This is a genomic window from Ureibacillus galli (genome assembly GCF_014836845.1).
Lineage (GTDB): Bacteria > Bacillota > Bacilli > Bacillales_A > Planococcaceae > Ureibacillus > Ureibacillus galli.
Map to the genome: position 1 here is coordinate 61759 of NZ_JACSQA010000014.1, position 16652 is coordinate 78410.

Genomic DNA, 16652 nt, shown 5'->3' on the forward strand with positions numbered 1-16652 from the left:
TTATGCTTATTTGAACTTCGGGATGAGATTATCCTCTCCTAATGCGATTTTAAATAAGTGGTTTATTTCTTCGAAATTGATTTTGAAAGGGGTAATTTTTATGGGGATAAAAATTACGGACAAACTAGCAATTGTTACGGGGGAACATCATTTAAAAGATTATGATGAAACAGTTGCAACTTTTAATTGGCAAGAAACTGAAAAATCCTTTAGTTGGTATACAACGGGGAAGGTTAATGCGGCTTATGAGGCGATTGACAAACATGCAGAAAGCTTTAGAAAAAATAAGGTGGCTTTATTTTTTGATGATGGGGTTCGAAAAGAAAGTTATACCTTTTATGACATGATGCGTTTGTCGAATAAAGCTGCGAACGTATTCAAGGAGAACTCAAGTTTGGAGAAGGGGGATCGATTATTTATTTTTATGCCTCGTTCACCGGAGTTATATTTTTCCCTATTAGGAGCTATTAAAATGGGTGTCATTGTTGGCCCTTTATTTGAAGCTTTTATGGAGGGAGCAGTTTATGATCGTTTAGCAGATAGTCACGCTAAAGCGCTTGTTACAACGCCAAATCTTTTAAGTCGAGTTCCGATTGAGAAATTACCACATTTAGAAACCATCTTCCTTGTTGGGGAACAAGTAGAAGAAACTGAAAAAATAGTTGATTTTAACCGTAAATTAAAGGGAGCTTCTAGCTTATATGATATAGAGTGGGTTGATTTAGAAGATGGGCTGTTATTGCATTATACTTCAGGTTCAACGGGTGCTCCGAAAGGTGTTTTACACGTCCATAATGCAATGATTCAACATTATCAAACAGCGAAATGGGTTCTTGATTTACAAGAACAAGATATTTATTGGTGTACTGCAGATCCAGGATGGGTTACAGGGACAGCTTATGGAATATTTGGGCCATGGTTAAACGGTGTGACAAATTTAGTCATTGGTGGACGTTTTAGTCCTCAAAGTTGGTATGGAGCTATTGAACGTTACGGTGTGACAGTTTGGTATAGTGCGCCAACTGCATTCCGAATGTTAATGGGAGCGGGTTCTAATTTTTTAGAGCAATACGACCGTTCATCCTTGCGCCATGTGCTATCTGTAGGGGAACCGTTAAATCCAGAAGTTATCCGTTGGGGAATGGATGAATTAGGTCATCGAATTCATGATACATGGTGGATGACAGAAACGGGAGGTCATATGATCTGTAATTATCCTTCAATGGATATTAAACCCGGATCAATGGGAAAACCAGTACCAGGGATTTATGCTACGATCGTTGATGATGAAGGAAATGAAGTACCACCTTTTACGATGGGTAATTTAGCTATTCGAAAAGGTTGGCCGTCGATGATGCGTCAAATTTGGGGAAATCCTGAAAAGTATGATTCCTATTTCTTAAAAGGAGAATGGTATGTATCAGGAGATTCAGCTTATAAAGACGATGATGGTTATTTCTGGTTCCAAGGTCGCGTTGATGATGTGATTATGACTTCTGGTGAACGGGTAGGTCCTTTTGAAGTGGAAAGTAAATTGTTAGAACATCCTAACGTGATCGAAGCAGGAGTCATTGGTAAACCAGATCCTGTAAGAGGAGAAATTATTAAAGCCTTTATTGCATTGCGTGAAGGAATAACACCAACGGAACAATTAGCAGAGGAAATTCGCCATTTTGTTAAAGTGGGACTCGCTGCTCATGCTGCTCCTCGTGAAATTGAATTTAAAGAGAAGCTTCCTAAAACACGGAGCGGTAAAATTATGCGTAGAGTCTTAAAAGCTTGGGAATTAAATCTTCCCACAGGGGATTTATCAACGATGGAAGATTAATATTTATTCATATGACCAACTGAAAAATATTTTGCCTAGACATTCATATTTATACAAACTTTCAAAGGGTATTCATTGATTTTATTAATGGATATTCCTTTTTTTTAACTTTAAGATTATTAAAAATACAGTTGACTAAATAATTATGCAGAATTATACTATCTTTATCTTAGGTATAATAATTGGAATATTAAAAGATTAGCATAAAAATACATAAACCCATGTCAAACTTTTTGAGGTGTGTTTTCAAATTATAGGGGTGAATTATATGAAAGTTGGTATTATCGGAGCAACTGGATACGGTGGGTTAGAGCTTATTCGATTTTTACACCATCATCCAGAAGTAAAAAACATTGAACTGTTCACATCTTCAGATGAAGGTGCCATTTTTTCTTCAAAATTTGGCCATTTAGTAACAATTCATGATACGCCATTACAAAAAATCACTATAGATTCTTTGGCTGGATTAGATGTGCTCTTTACGAGTACTCCTTCGGGGGTTACAAGTTCTTTATTACCGCCATTAGTTGGTGTTGGGCCGAAGTTAATTGATTTATCCGGGGATTATCGTTTAAAGGATGTAGGGGTATTTGAAAAATGGTATAACAAACAACCTGCACCGAAACATATTGTGGAACAAAGTGTTTATGGACTAACAGAGTGGAATGAAAAAAATATTCAATCTTCTCATTTCATTGCTAATCCGGGATGCTATCCGACTGCCGTTTTACTCTCCATATTACCGTTAATCAAAGCGGGATTAATTGATCCTCACTACTTAGTCATTGATGCAAAAAGCGGAGTATCTGGTGCGGGAAATAAACTTTCACAAACAACCCATTATAGTGAAACAAATGAAAACTTCTCCATCTATAAAGTGAATGAACATCAACATATACCTGAAATTGAACAGGCGATTGAGCTGTTTGCAAATGTAAAAACGAAGATTACTTTTAATACCCATTTAGTACCGATGACGCGCGGTATTCTAGCGACAACATATGCACCGGTAACAGAGGGAGTTTCTAATGAACAGTTAACGGAATGTTTAATGGAAACGTATAAGGAGCATCCATTTGTCCGTATCGTAACTAGTGTTTCATTAATGGGAACAAACCGAGTAAAAGGTTCAAACTATTGTGATATTTTTGTAAAGGTAGATGAAAGAACGAATCGAGCAACAATTGTTAGTGTCATCGATAATTTAGTAAAAGGGGCTGCTGGGCAAGCAATCCAAAATATGAACGTTCAATTTAGTTTACCGCAAACGCTTGGATTGGATGTTATACCGTTATTTATTTAAGGGGGAGAAAAATGTCAAATACATTATATGAAATGAGAAAAATTTCAAGTAAAAACATCGTAGCACCAAAAGGCTTTTCTGCTGCTGGTATTCATTGTGGGATTAAACATAAGAAAAAAGATTTAGCTATATTGGCAAGTGACGTACCTGCAAGTGTTGCTGGTGTATTTACGACAAATGCTGTGCAAGCTGCTCCATTAACCGTTACAAAGGAAGTTGTCTATAACACTGGTAAAATGCAGGCGATTATCGTCAACTCAGGAAATGCCAATGCATGTACGGGAAAACAAGGGATAATGGATGCATATGAAATGCAAAAGTTAGCGGCTGAGAAACTTGGAATACCCCATACTTATGTAGGAGTAGCTTCAACAGGTGTCATAGGTGAAATAATGAAGATGGAACCTGTTCGAACAGGAGTTGAAAAATTACAATTAGGAAAATCCCTTGAAAACGGTATTGATTTTGCCCAGGCGATTTTAACGACAGATACGGTAATGAAAAATACTACTTATAGTACGCTCATTGATGGGAAAGAAGTGATCATTTCGGGTACTGCAAAAGGTTCCGGTATGATTGAACCAAATATGGCTACAATGCTCGGGTTCATCACAACAGATGCCAATATTGAATCAAAAGAATTACAAGAGGCACTATCAGAAATTACGGATCTCACTTTTAATGCCATAACAGTAGATGGAGATACATCGACAAATGATACCGTCATTGTAATGGCGAATGGATTAGCAGGGAATGATCCACTATCGCCATCCCATCCAGAATGGAATAACTTTTACCGTACATTAAAAACAGTTGCTGAAGATTTAGCTAAATCAATTGCTCGTGACGGAGAGGGAGCAACGAAGTTAATCGAAGTGGAAGTAGATGGCGCTTTAAATGACGAGGAAGCGCGCAAAATTGCTAAAACGGTTGTTGGCTCCCCATTAGTCAAAACAGCTGTCTTTGGTAATGATGCGAACTGGGGGCGTATTATAGCAGCTGTTGGTTATAGTGGCGCTACCATTGATCCGGAGAAAATCTCGATTAAAATCGGACCTGCCCTTATGGTTCAAAACGGGGAACCTATACCGTTTTCAGAGGAACAATTAATTCAAATTTTAAAATCCAATGAAGTGAAAATTACCGTTTCTTTAGCTCAAGGTGATGGACACGGATTAGCGTGGGGGTGTGATTTAACATATGATTATGTCCAAATCAATGCATCCTACCGCTCGTAAAAAAATTGTCATTAAGCTTGGTGGTAGTACATTAGAAGGTTTAAATAAAACCTTCTTTTCTAATTTTAAACATTTACAACAAAGTGGATATGACATCATCATCACCCATGGTGGGGGACCTGCGATAAATAAAGCGTTAGAAAAGCAAAATATCGCATCAAAAGTATTAAATGGGATTCGTGTCACGAGTAAAGAAGCGATGGACATTGTGCAATCTACATTGATCGGTAAAGTTAATCCTACACTAGTAGGAGAGTTAAATGAAGCGGGAATAACTGCTATTGGGTTAAATGGATTTGATGGCCAATTGCTTCAGTGTGAACTATTAGATTATGAAACTTACGGATATGTAGGGAAAATCATGAATGTGAACACCCAATTACTACATCAATTATGTAAACAGCAAATTGTTCCAGTTGTTGCATGTGTTGGTACCGCAATGAACGGGCATGCTCTCAATATAAATGGAGATACCGTTGCAAGTGAAGTAGCTTTGGCGATAGAGGCAGAAAGCTTATTGCTTGTAACAGACGTATCTGGGATACGAGTAGAAGACGAATACATGAAAGAAGCTACACCGAGTTTAATAGAGAAGTGGATTGAAGAAGGAGTAATTTACGGGGGAATGATTCCAAAAGTTCAAAGTGCTATTCAAGTGTTAAAATCTGGAATTCCCTCGGTTCAAATTGTGAATGACCAATTAATCGGAACGACGATTGTTCCTTCCTTTAGTAAGGATGTCGTCTCTAAATAAAATAAGGGGTGCAAACAAATATGAATGCATTATTTAATAATTATGCTAGAAGACCAATTAGCCTAGTCGAAGGTAAAGGAACAATCGTAAAGGATGAAGAGGGAAAACGATATTTAGATTTTACTAGTGGTATTGCAGTTTGTAGCCTTGGCCACGCCCATCCTTCTTTAGTGCAAACGATTCAACAACAAAGCGAAAAAATTTGGCATACAAGTAATTTGTTCGAAAGTCCTGGTCAAGTTGCGCTAGCGGAAAGTTTAATGAAGGATAATCATTTTTCCCATGCCCTTTTTTGTAATAGTGGAGCAGAAGCAAATGAAGCGGCGATTAAACTAGCAAGAAAATATACAGGCAAACATCGTATTATTACTTTTAAAAATTCTTTTCATGGTCGTACATTTGGAGCGATGTCTGCTACAGCACAAGAGAAAATTCATCAAGGGTTTGGACCATTACTAGAGCAATTTAGTTATTTACCTTTTAATGATATTGAAGCTTTACAAGAAACGGTAGATGATTCAGTAGCTGCGATTATGCTTGAAGTTATTCAAGGCGAAGGGGGCGTTCATGCAGTTACAGAACAATTTGCACAAGCAATTCAAGACATTTGTGAAAAGAATTCAATTTTACTTATCGTCGATGAAGTACAGACGGGTATTGGTCGTACTGGTACTCGTTTCGCCTTTGAACAAACGCCATTAAAACCTAATATCGTATCGATTGCGAAGGGGCTAGGAGGAGGATTTCCGATTGCTGGAATTTTAGCAACAGCAGAATTATATGAAACATTTGGACCAGGTTCTCACGGAACAACATTTGGAGGAAATCCATTAGCTGTTGCAGTGGCCCAAAAAGTAATCGAGCTTGTTTTTGAGCAATCTTTTTTAGATGAGGTACTAGAAAAATCAAACTATCTCCTTCAAAAATTAAATGAAAGTTTACCAGAAAATGAATTTGCGATTCGCGGAAAGGGATTACTCCTCGGTATCGATTGTAGAAAGGACGTATCTGAATTTGTCACGAAAGCAGAGGAAGAGGGGTTATTACTTGTAGGAGCAGGGCCACATGTACTTCGTTTATTACCACCATTAACAGTTACGAAGGAAGAAATTGATGAAGCCGTAGATATTTTGAAAAAAGTATTATTAACAAGCAAAAGCGCCGTCTCAACTAGTTGAGATGGCGCTTTTTTTAGAAATTTATTGTTTTGAATTGTCGGTGTTACCAGTTTCGTTTCCAGTTCCACTACCCGAGTTATTACCAGATTGAGGTTTGTCTTTATCAGAGCCCGCTTCTTTGCCGGGTTCTTTTTCGGTATCAGTATTAGAATCCTTGTCGTTAGTATTCTCGTCAGTACCTTTATCACCTTTATCAGTATCGTCTTTAGAATCATCTTTTTGATTATCTTTGTTAGCGTCACTGTTAGGATCTTTATTTTCATCTTTATCCGGTTCTTTAGGTTCTGTTTTTTCTGCAGCAATCGGATTAGATTGGGCGGATTCTTTACCAGTAATATCGACAGCTACTACCATATAAGCTCGATCTTTTGCCACTGTGTACCTTAGACTTTGGCCATCTTTTAATGTAGCAACGAGAGAACGTTTACCATCGGTAATTTCATATACCCGGTAGCCAATGACATCGTTCGAAGACGATTTTGACCAAGTCATCGTGGATCCTTTTAATGATGCTTTGACGCCATTTGGTGCCTTGCCATCCGCATTGAATCTAGCAGAAGAAACGACTTTACTACTTTCACTCTTTGGCCATAGTTTAGAAGGGTCGCCTCCCAATCTGCCAAGCATTCGATCAGCAAAATCAGGGTTAATACCGGCTCCTCCTTTTATAACAAATTCACTAGGAGTAGAGTCTAGAGCACGGTAAGCTTTTCCATTGATCATTACAGATGAAGCGGAAATTAAACTATCATCTCTACGACTTGGTACAAATACGTTTCGATTAAATAAATCGGATCGGACAAGACCTGCTTGAGAACATTCCTTCGATGGAGCATCGCCCGAAATTCCACAGAAGGATGCACTAATGACATTTTTCGGACGCGCAAATTGCTTATTCGTATCCACTAATTCAGGGTTTGCATCATATTGGGAATTCATCAATTTCGCCCACAGTAAGTTCACTCGTTCACTTGGTTGCCCATAGGTACCATTAAAACTACTAAGAGTTTTCGGTTTGTCGTAACCCATCCAAACACCTAATGTAACGTTTGGATTATAACCGACTAACCACACGTCTTTATAATCTTGTGTCGTACCTGTTTTAGCTGCAAAATCAGCAGAGAATTTTAAATTACGTCTTGCTTTTGTCGCCGTACCATACTCTAATGTATCCCTTAACATATCCGTTACGATATAAGATGTCTCAGGAGAGAATACAGGAACAGGTTCAGCTTTGTGCTCGTAAATAACATTACCATCTAAATCTTCAATTCGATCAATCATATACGCATCAGTGAATTGACCCCCATTGGCAAAGGTTGCAAAGGCGTTTGTATTTTCTTCAACTGTTACACCATCCGTCATTGCACCGATAGCTAAAGATAAGTTATCCCTATCACCTTCTGTTAGAGTGGAGAAGCCCATTTTTTCTAAATAGGATGTAGGTTGTCTATCTCTAATTGAATCATATAAACGTATTGCAGCTAAGTTTTGAGAATTTGCCAAAGCTTCCCGTGCAGGAATAATGCCCTTTTCTTGTGATGCCGAATAGTTGGAAGGTGACCATCCTCTATAAGAAAACTTCACGTCTACTACCGGACTTCCCGCACCGATGACACCATATTCAACGGCAGGTGCATAAACTAATAATGGTTTCATCGTCGAACCGTTTTGACGGATTGCCTGTGTTGCGTGGTTCGTTTGTTCCAGTTCAAAATCTCGGCCACCAATAAAACTTAAAATTCTCCCTGTGGTATTTTCAATCATCATACCACCAAGTTGAACTGGTTCTTCAATCACTTCTTCTTTCCCTGTTTCAGCATTTACTTTTTTAGAGGTATACGTATAACCGTAGCTTTTGAAATTTTTAGCAGCTTCTTGCATTGCATCATACATTTCTTTATCGATTGTAGAGTAGATTTTGTAACCACCGGAACGTAAATCACGATCGGCTAAAATCATGTATTTTTCCTTTAAGTTATCTTCTTCCTCTAATCGTTCCGGATCTATGCCATCTTTTTCTGCAAGCTGTTCAGCTAATATTTTTTTTGCTCGATCTTCCAGTTCATAAGTAAGATATGGATATTTATCAATTGCTTCAGGTTCTGGTTTACGGAAATCTTTTGTTATGTCGTAGTTAACTGCTTGTTCATATTCAGTTTGATTTATGTAGCCAGCTGTTAGCATTCGATTTAACACGGTTTTCATACGGTCAATTCCCGGTTTTAATCCGTTAGCATCTTTTATTTCCCCTGTATTTGTAAAAGGTGTATGGGCAAAAGGTGCTTGAGGTATTCCGGCAATGTATGCGGCCTGTGGTAACGATAAATCTGCTGCGGAAACACCGAAAATACCTTGGGCAGCAGTCTCAACACCGGCAATATTAACCCCTGATGCGTTACGACCATAAGGAATAATATTTAAGTAAGCTTCTAATATTTCTTCCTTTGACATAAATTTCTCTAATCTTAACGCAAGTAAGATTTCTCTTGCTTTCCGTTCATAGGAAACTTCATTCGTTAAAATTTGGTTTTTAATTAACTGCTGTGTTAATGTGGACCCCCCTGTTTGGGTAGAAGAGTTTGTAAAATCTTGCAATACTCCACGAAGGACGGCTTTAGGGACAATTCCATCATGCTCGCGGAAATATTCATCTTCTGTTGCCAGTACTGCATTAATTAATGTAGGAGAGACTTTGTTAATAGAAGTTTCTCTCCGTTCGATATCAGTACGGATTTTCCCTATGTAAACTTCATTTGCAAAATACATTTCACTTGTTTCTTCGTAACTATAAATCTGTTCTCTCATTTCTTCTTTCGAAAGGAGCGGATCATCTTTTACGAGGGATGCAAAATAGCCAAGTCCTATTCCGCCAACGAAAACAATCGCAGTAGTTAGGAAGATTAAAAATATAAGAGCTAAATTCCAAATAACACTACCAGTAATTCTTAAGCGCCTCATTTTAGTTGATGAAGCCAATGTATCTATTTTTTCATTAATATGTTTAATTTTATTTTTTAAATGACTTAACCATTCTTTCACTTTCTCGACCCCCTTAAAATCCAGTTTATTATAGCATATTTCCTATATGTATTAACATATTTATTGACAATCAATTTAGGTAGAGTACAATATACTATAATAGTTTTTCAAGTGTAGATGAGATTGAAGTAATGTTTACATTCCCTGTTATAGAGAGCTAGCGGTTGGTGAAAGCTAGACATAATGTACAACATGAATTACGTTCTAGGAGCTTGAACGTTCCCGTTGCGTTAAAACGATAATGAGTGGAAGAATATCGGATCGATTGATTTCTTCAAGCCGGGTGGTACCGCGTTTTTAGTTATGAACGTCCCTGCATGTAACCATGTTACATGTGGGGACTTTTTATTTTGTTAAGTAAATTATTTTTATAAATTGAAACTAACATAATGGAGGAATTAAGATGACAAATTCTTTAATTGAAGATTTACAATGGCGTGGGTTGTTATATCAACAAACGGACGCAGAAGGAATGGAAAAATTATTAAATGAAGAAAAGGTTTCTTTGTATGTTGGTGTAGACCCAACTGCTGATTCCATGCATATTGGACACATCGTTCCTTTATTAACGTTACGTAGATTCCAACAAGCGGGACACAGACCAATTTTACTAGTTGGTGGAGCTACAGGGATGATAGGGGATCCATCAGGGCGTTCAACAGAGCGAAATTTATTAACTGAAGAACAAATTGCGAAAAATGTTGCAGGATTAAAAGCTCAAATGGAACGAATTTTTGATTTTAGTAAATCGGAAAATGGGGCAAAGCTTGTAAACAACTATGATTGGATTGGTAAATTAAGTGTTATTGACTTCTTACGAGATTATGGGAAGTTAGTCAATGTCAATTACTTACTTGCAAAAGATACAATTGCATCTCGACTTGAAACAGGAATTTCCTTTACAGAATTTTCGTATACGCTCATTCAAGGAATTGATTTTAATTACTTATATGATCACTATGACGTACGAATTCAAGTAGGTGGTTCTGACCAATGGGGGAACATTACAACAGGTCTTGAAGTAATCCGTAAAACCCATGAGGAAGAAACGAAAGCATTTGGGATTACGATTCCATTAGTGACAAAAGCAGATGGAACGAAATTTGGTAAAACGGCTGGTGGTGCGGTATGGTTAGATCCAGAGAAAACCTCTCCATATGAGTTCTACCAATTTTGGGTAAATGCTGCTGATGCAGATGTAGTGAAATATTTAAAAATCTTTACATTCTTATCACGTGAAGCAATTGAAGCTTTAGAAGTATCAGTAAAAGAAGAACCTCATTTACGAAAAGCACAAAAAACATTAGCTGCCGAAATGACAAAGCTGATTCATGGAGAAGAAGGGTTAGATCAAGCAGAACGAATTACGGCTGCTTTATTCTCAGGAGACTTAAAAAGTTTATCGGTTGATGAAATGAAAGTTGCCTTTGCAGGGGTTCCATCCGTGGAACTTTCAAAAGAAGATAAAAACATTGTCGATTTACTTGTAGAAGCAGGTATATCTTCTTCTAAACGTCAAGCTCGTGAAGATGTAACAAATGGTGCGATTTTAGTTAATGGTGAAAAAATAACAGACTTAGACTATGTCGTGGATACAAAAGACCGTTTAGAAGATGCTTTTGCCATTATTCGTCGCGGTAAGAAAAAATATCATATGGTGAAATTTAATTAATAAAAGAGGCAATCCAATATTATTTGGATTGCCTTTTCCTATTTAAAAAAGCTTTTTTAAGATTCTTTGTAATCGGAGGTTTAATAGGGTAATAACACCTTTTTCTTCCTATATAAATAGACCATATATAAATTAGTTTTTCATTAGACGATGAATACTGAATTCCAGATCCTTTTGTAAATGATCAATCATTAACTGTTCTGCCAATTGACTATCATGGGTAGCAATCGCATGATAAATAGCAGCATGTTCTTCGATTAAATGGGGGCGTTTTTGCTGAACTACTGTTTTTCGAAGCAAGTAAATAATGGATTGCATCCGATCAATAATTTTAACGATTTCTGGATTATGAGTTTCCTCCACAATGATTTGATGGAATAAATAATTTGCCTCCATTACTTCTTCTATTGTCCCTTTTTGTCCAATTTCAACACATTCTTTTAGTCTTTCTAGTGCATCCTTTGTAATATAATCAGCACAATAACGAGCCGCAAATCCTTCTAATAGTATTCGTACTTGAAAAATATTACGAATATCTGTTTGTGTTGGACTAAATATTCGTTTGTTTTTTATTAGTCCTTCTTGTTCGAGTTTTGCAATTGCTGAACGAATCGGTGTTCTACTTATACCAAGCTCCTCCGCAAGTTTTTCCTCTGTAAGCTTCGTATTTGGCTCAATCTTACCGGATAATATTTGATCGCGTAAATATTCATATGCGTAAGTATAAGTATGTACATCTTTTTTCTTCAAAACAAATCGACTCCTGATGTTTAATAATCCTAAATATTTCCTTTTAATATTATAGGTTCTTCTGTCACTTTTATAAAGTTTATTTTATTTTGTACACATTTTAAATAAAAATGTGTACAAAAAACAAAATAATGTGTACAATTTTATGTGAAAGTATGAAAGCGCTTTTTTTAAGCGAAACTAAAATATTTATGAAATACAAAATAAGGGTTTTTTCCCTTACATATATGAAGGAGAGAATGAAGTTGGCTAAAAAAGTTGGATTTGTAGGATTAGGCATTATGGGTAAACCGATGTCCCTTAATTTGTTGAAAGCTGGTTTTGATGTAATGGTATTTGATATTAATCAAGACGCAGTCAATGTTCTTGTTGAAGCAGGAGCAACAGCAGGTTCAGTTATGGAGATGGGTGAAACTTGTGATTGTATTATTACAATGTTGCCAGCTGCACCCCATGTGAAATCAACTATCCTCGGTGAAAATGGCATATTAAAAAATGCGAAAAAAGGTTTAGTCATTATTGATATGAGCTCTATTTCTCCAGTAGATTCAGTGGAAATAGCAAACGAAGCTTTAAAATATGGAGTTCACATGATTGATGCTCCTGTAAGTGGTGGTGAACCGAAAGCAATCGATGGTACATTATCAATTATGGCTGGAGGTAAAGAAGAAGCCTTCGAATCAATCAAAGATGTTTTACAAGCTGTAGGGAAAGATATCGTTTTAGTTGGAGATAACGGTAGTGGTGTCACAGCTAAACTTGCTAATCAAATTATTGTTAACTTAAATATTGCTGCTATGTCTGAAGCATTAGTACTTGCGGCAAAAGCAGGAATTGATATTGACAAAATGTACCAAGCAATTCGCGGTGGATTAGCTGGTAGTGCAGTATTAGATGCAAAAGTACCGTTAATTTTAGATCGTAACTTTAAACCAGGTGGCACTATTGCGATTAATATGAAAGACTTAACGAATGTAATGGATACTGCTCATAACATGGACGTACCACTACCGCTTTCTAGCCATTTACTTGAAATTTTCCATGCTTTAAAAGCAGATGGGAAATTAATGGATGACCATGGCGGTATCGTTCAATACTATGAAAAATTAGCCAATGTTGAAGTAAAGAGAGTGGAAAAGTAATGGAAAATTTAAATGCAAAAGAAACCTTTTCTCATCTTTTACCACTTCCTCAAGGGGATTTGGTGAATGAGCTTTTAGAGAAAGAGTTAGCACAATTAAATAAAAAAATTATTGTACTCGATGATGATCCAACAGGTGTCCAAACCGTTCATCATATTTCCGTTTATACCGATTGGTCGCCAGAAAGCATTGAAGCTGGATTTGCAGAAGAAAATCCTATGTTCTTTATTTTAACGAATTCTCGCGGTTTTACTGCAGAGGAAACAAAAATAGCTCATAAAGAAATTGCAACAATAGTAGAACAAACAGCGAAAAAATTCGATAAAGAATTTATACTCATTAGTCGTGGTGACTCAACGTTACGCGGTCATTATCCATTAGAAACAGAAGTTTTGAAAGAGACCATTGAAGACTTATCGACTACTCGATTTGATGGTGAAGTAATCATTCCATTTTTTCAAGAGGGTGGACGCTTTACTATTAACAATGTCCATTATGTACAATATGACGATGTACTTGTACCAGCAGGTGAAACAGAGTTTGCAAAAGATCGTACATTTGGCTATAAATCATCTAATCTTGCAGAATGGGCAGAAGAGAAATCGAATGGGAAGTATAGAGCAAATGATGCAACTTACCTTTCTTTAGAAGATATTCGTTCCCTTCAAATTGATCGTTTAGTAGAGCAATTAATGAAGGTAGAAAACTTCAATAAAGTTATCGTAAATGCTGTTGATTATATGGACGTAAAAGTGTTTGTCATTGCTTTAATCAGAGCAATGCGCGCAGGCAAAATGTTTATGTTTAGAAGTGCTGCCGCCTTAACGAAAATTATTGGTGGAGTGAGTGATAGACCTTTACTTACACGACAAGAGTTAGTAAAGGATGATTCTAAAAATGGTGGACTTATTATGGTCGGCTCCCATGTAAAGAAAACAACAGAGCAATTAGAAGAATTACAAAAATGTGATTTCATCCACTTTATCGAATTTGATGTCCACCTTGTGTTAAATGATGAAGCCTTTAAAGCAGAGGTAGACCGCATTGTCCACTTAACAAATGAATTGATTGCAAAAGGGCAAACCGTTTCTGTTTATACAAGACGTCAACGTTTAGATCTTGGGGAAAACAAAAAAGAAGAAGAATTAATGCTTTCTGTGAAAATTTCCAACGCCGTTACGAGTATTGTAAAACGTCTAGAAGTTCGTCCAAGCTACATTATTGCAAAGGGTGGTATTACATCGAGCGATATCGGCACAAACGGACTAGGTGTAAAACATGCAACGGTTGCTGGTCAAGTGAAACCGGGTATTCCTGTTTGGTATACGGGCGAGGATTCAAAATTCCCTGGATTACCGTATGTCATCTTCCCAGGTAATGTTGGATCGAAAACAACATTAAAAGAAGTGGCAGAATTACTTCAACGAAAATAGGGAGGTTGAATTGGGATGCTAGTGAATACGAAAGAAATTCTTCTGAAAGCAAAGGAAGAAAATTATGCGGTTGCTGCTTTTAACGTCTTTAATTTGGAAACAGTTCAAGCAGCCATTCGCGTAGCAGAGCAACAACAACATCCGGTTATTATTGCTCTAGGAGAACGGTATTTTGGAACAGTTGATGTGGAAGGATTTGCAAGTCTAGTTAGACAATTAGCAATGAAAGCATCAATACCAGTAGCCCTTCATCTTGATCATGCCTATGAAAAAGAATCAATAGTCCGGGCAATTCGTGCTGGTTTTACATCGGTCATGTACGATGGTTCAAAATATGACCTTGAAGAAAATACTCGTCGTACAAAGGAAATCGTTGAGATTTCCCATATGGCTGGTGTAAGTGTCGAAGCAGAAATCGGTTCAGTTGCATTAGGTGCCTTTTCCGATGAAGAAGAGGGTGCGGGTACATTAACGGATCCTCAAGAAGCTAAAAAATTCGTAGAAGAAACGGGTGTTGATTTTTTAGCAGCGGCTATTGGAACGGTTCATGGAATGTATAAATGTGAACCAAACATTCGTTTAGATTTATTAGATGAAATACGTAAATTAGTAGATATACCTCTTGTTTTACATGGGGCATCAGGGACACCTGATGAGATTCTACGAGAAGCTGTCGTTCGTGGTATTTGTAAAGTAAACGTCAATACGGAAGTTTCCCTTGCTGCTTCCCGTCATCTTGCTGAAAGTTTTGAACAAGAAGAGCGCAAAAATGCTCACTTATCCACAATAATGGCGGATATGCAACAAGCAATGGAACCTGTAATGACGAAGTTTGTCCGTCTTTTCATGAATAAATAAAATAGTGGAATGCCGTGGATACACGGCATTCTAATAAAAAAGAAAGAGGTATATCAACAATGCCAATAGTTTCGATCATAATAGGAGTTGTGCTTCTATTAATCCTTATGATGGGATTAAAGCTAAACGCTTTCATTTCTCTGATTATTGCGTCTTTAGTTGTCGGTATTTTTGAAGGAATGTCACCAGCGGAAGCGATGACATCTGTACAAAATGGTTTAGGTTCTTCCCTTGGAAGCTTAACAATGGTTATCATTTTTGGGGCAGTATTAGGGAAGTTAATGACTGACTCGGGTGGTGCCCAACGTATTGCAACATCTATGTTAAATGCCTTTGGACAAAAACGTGTCCAATTAGCAGCTGTTGTGACAGCATCTGTTGTCGGGATTGCTTTATTCTTTGAAACAGGTGTAGTAGTTTTAGTACCATTAGTATTTACAATTGCTGTTGCAGCTGGTGTACCAATCCTTTACATTGGTATTCCCGTAACGACTGCCTTAATTACAATGCATGGTTTTGTTCCTCCTCATCCAGGACCTACTGCTATTGCAGAAGTGTTTGAAGCAAGCATTGGACAAACGGTAATTTGGGGCGTCATTATTGCCATTCCAGCGATTATTATTGCCGGACCGTTATTTACAAAATTGTTTAAAAAAGAAGATTTAGAAGTAGAAATTCCAAAAGGGTTATTTAATCCGAAGAAATTTGAGGAGCATGAAATGCCTGGGTTTGTAGCGAGTCTTCTAACGGCTATTTTACCGGTTCTTTTAATCGCTATTAAATCAATCGTTGAATTAGCAGCACCAAATTCAGCAATTCGTCCGTTTACAGATTTCGTTGGTACAGCAAGTACAGCATTATTAATTTCTGTTATTGTCGCGATGTTTACATTCGGTATTAGTCGTGGTAAATCGATGAAAGAAATTATGAATTCCTTCGCTGAAGCTGTAGCAGGGATTGCCTTAATTTTATTAATCATCGCTGGTGGTGGAGCATTTAAACAAGTTTTAATCGACAGCGGTATTGATCAATATATTGCATCATTAATGGAAGGTTCTTCATTATCTCCAATCTTATTAGTTTGGGTCATTGGAGCAGTTTTACGTGTTGCTTTAGGTTCAGCAACGGTTGCAGGGATGACGGCTGCCGGAATTGCAGCACCACTTGTAGCTACAACTGGTGTTAGTCCTGAACTGATGACATTAGCAGCTGGAGCAGGTAGTGTTGGTTTCTCCCATGTAAACGATGCAGGTTTCTGGATTTACAAAGAGTACTTCAATTTATCAATAGGTAAAACTTTTAAAACATGGACTGTATTAACTTCTATTGTTTCTATTATTGGTTTGATTGGCGTATTAATTTTAGATATGTTCTTATAGTCGAAAACACGGTGATTTACGTTTAAACGTAGATGATCGTGTTTTTTTATGAAATTTAAAAAGATTGAAGAGAGT

12 protein-coding genes and 1 other annotated feature are annotated in these 16652 nt (G+C 37.1%); of the genes, 10 read left to right on the forward strand and 2 right to left on the reverse strand.

The genetic code is table 11. The features are described from left to right. Positions 1–100 precede the first annotated feature (100 nt). The 5 genes from acsA (at position 101) to H9636_RS10595 (ending at position 6301) form a co-directional block, all read left to right on the forward strand. Positions 101–1828, forward strand: a complete 1728-nt coding sequence (gene acsA / locus H9636_RS10575; RefSeq protein WP_191707576.1) for an acetate--CoA ligase — start codon at positions 101–103, stop codon at positions 1826–1828. Between the two features lie 268 nt (positions 1829–2096). Next, positions 2097–3131 carry an N-acetyl-gamma-glutamyl-phosphate reductase gene (gene argC / locus H9636_RS10580; RefSeq protein WP_191707577.1) on the forward strand — a complete coding sequence of 345 codons (1035 nt, stop codon included), beginning with the start codon at positions 2097–2099 and terminating at the stop codon, positions 3129–3131. Between the two features lie 11 nt (positions 3132–3142). Then, complete coding sequence (argJ, locus tag H9636_RS10585; protein WP_191707578.1) at positions 3143–4369, forward strand: bifunctional glutamate N-acetyltransferase/amino-acid acetyltransferase ArgJ; 1227 nt, start codon at positions 3143–3145, stop codon at positions 4367–4369. Further along, on the forward strand, positions 4332–5123 hold the full coding sequence (gene argB / locus H9636_RS10590; RefSeq protein WP_191707579.1) for an acetylglutamate kinase: 792 nt from the start codon (positions 4332–4334) through the stop codon (positions 5121–5123). The genes argJ and argB overlap by 38 nt, the downstream gene beginning before the upstream one ends. 20 nt (positions 5124–5143) lie before the next feature. Next, on the forward strand, positions 5144–6301 hold the full coding sequence (locus H9636_RS10595) for an acetylornithine transaminase (RefSeq protein ID WP_191707580.1): 1158 nt from the start codon (positions 5144–5146) through the stop codon (positions 6299–6301). Positions 6302–6322: 21 nt separating this feature from the next. On the opposite strand, the gene H9636_RS10600 is transcribed toward H9636_RS10595, so the two are convergent. Next, positions 6323–9262, reverse strand: a complete 2940-nt coding sequence (locus tag H9636_RS10600; protein ID WP_191707601.1) for a transglycosylase domain-containing protein — start codon at positions 9260–9262, stop codon at positions 6323–6325. A gap of 186 nt (positions 9263–9448) precedes the next feature. Next, positions 9449–9661 (forward strand) — a binding site (T-box leader). 85 nt (positions 9662–9746) lie between these two features. Between H9636_RS10600 and tyrS the strand changes: the two genes are divergently transcribed. Then, positions 9747–11015, forward strand: a complete 1269-nt coding sequence (gene tyrS, locus H9636_RS10605) for a tyrosine--tRNA ligase (protein ID WP_191707581.1) — start codon at positions 9747–9749, stop codon at positions 11013–11015. A gap of 132 nt (positions 11016–11147) precedes the next feature. Here tyrS and H9636_RS10610 read toward each other — a convergent pair whose 3' ends face one another. Beyond that, on the reverse strand, positions 11148–11765 hold the full coding sequence (locus H9636_RS10610; protein ID WP_191707582.1) for a GntR family transcriptional regulator: 618 nt from the start codon (positions 11763–11765) through the stop codon (positions 11148–11150). A 245-nt stretch (positions 11766–12010) separates the two neighbouring features. Here H9636_RS10610 and garR point away from each other — a divergent pair, with 245 nt between their 5' ends. The 4 genes from garR to H9636_RS10630 are packed head-to-tail and all read left to right on the forward strand — an operon-like array spanning position 12011 to position 16577. Continuing rightward, positions 12011–12907 (forward strand): 2-hydroxy-3-oxopropionate reductase, encoded by an 897-nt coding sequence (gene garR, locus H9636_RS10615; protein ID WP_191707583.1) that lies wholly within the window; start codon positions 12011–12013, stop codon positions 12905–12907. Further along, the gene (locus H9636_RS10620; protein ID WP_191707584.1) at positions 12907–14340 is read left to right on the forward strand and encodes a four-carbon acid sugar kinase family protein; all 1434 of its coding nucleotides are present in this window, start codon (positions 12907–12909) and stop codon (positions 14338–14340) included. Before garR ends, H9636_RS10620 begins: the two co-directional genes overlap by 1 nt. 15 nt (positions 14341–14355) lie before the next feature. After that, complete coding sequence (locus tag H9636_RS10625; RefSeq protein ID WP_191707585.1) at positions 14356–15198, forward strand: class II fructose-bisphosphate aldolase; 843 nt, start codon at positions 14356–14358, stop codon at positions 15196–15198. A gap of 59 nt (positions 15199–15257) precedes the next feature. Next, positions 15258–16577, forward strand: a complete 1320-nt coding sequence (locus H9636_RS10630) for a gluconate:H+ symporter (protein WP_191707586.1) — start codon at positions 15258–15260, stop codon at positions 16575–16577. Positions 16578–16652 lie beyond the last annotated feature (75 nt).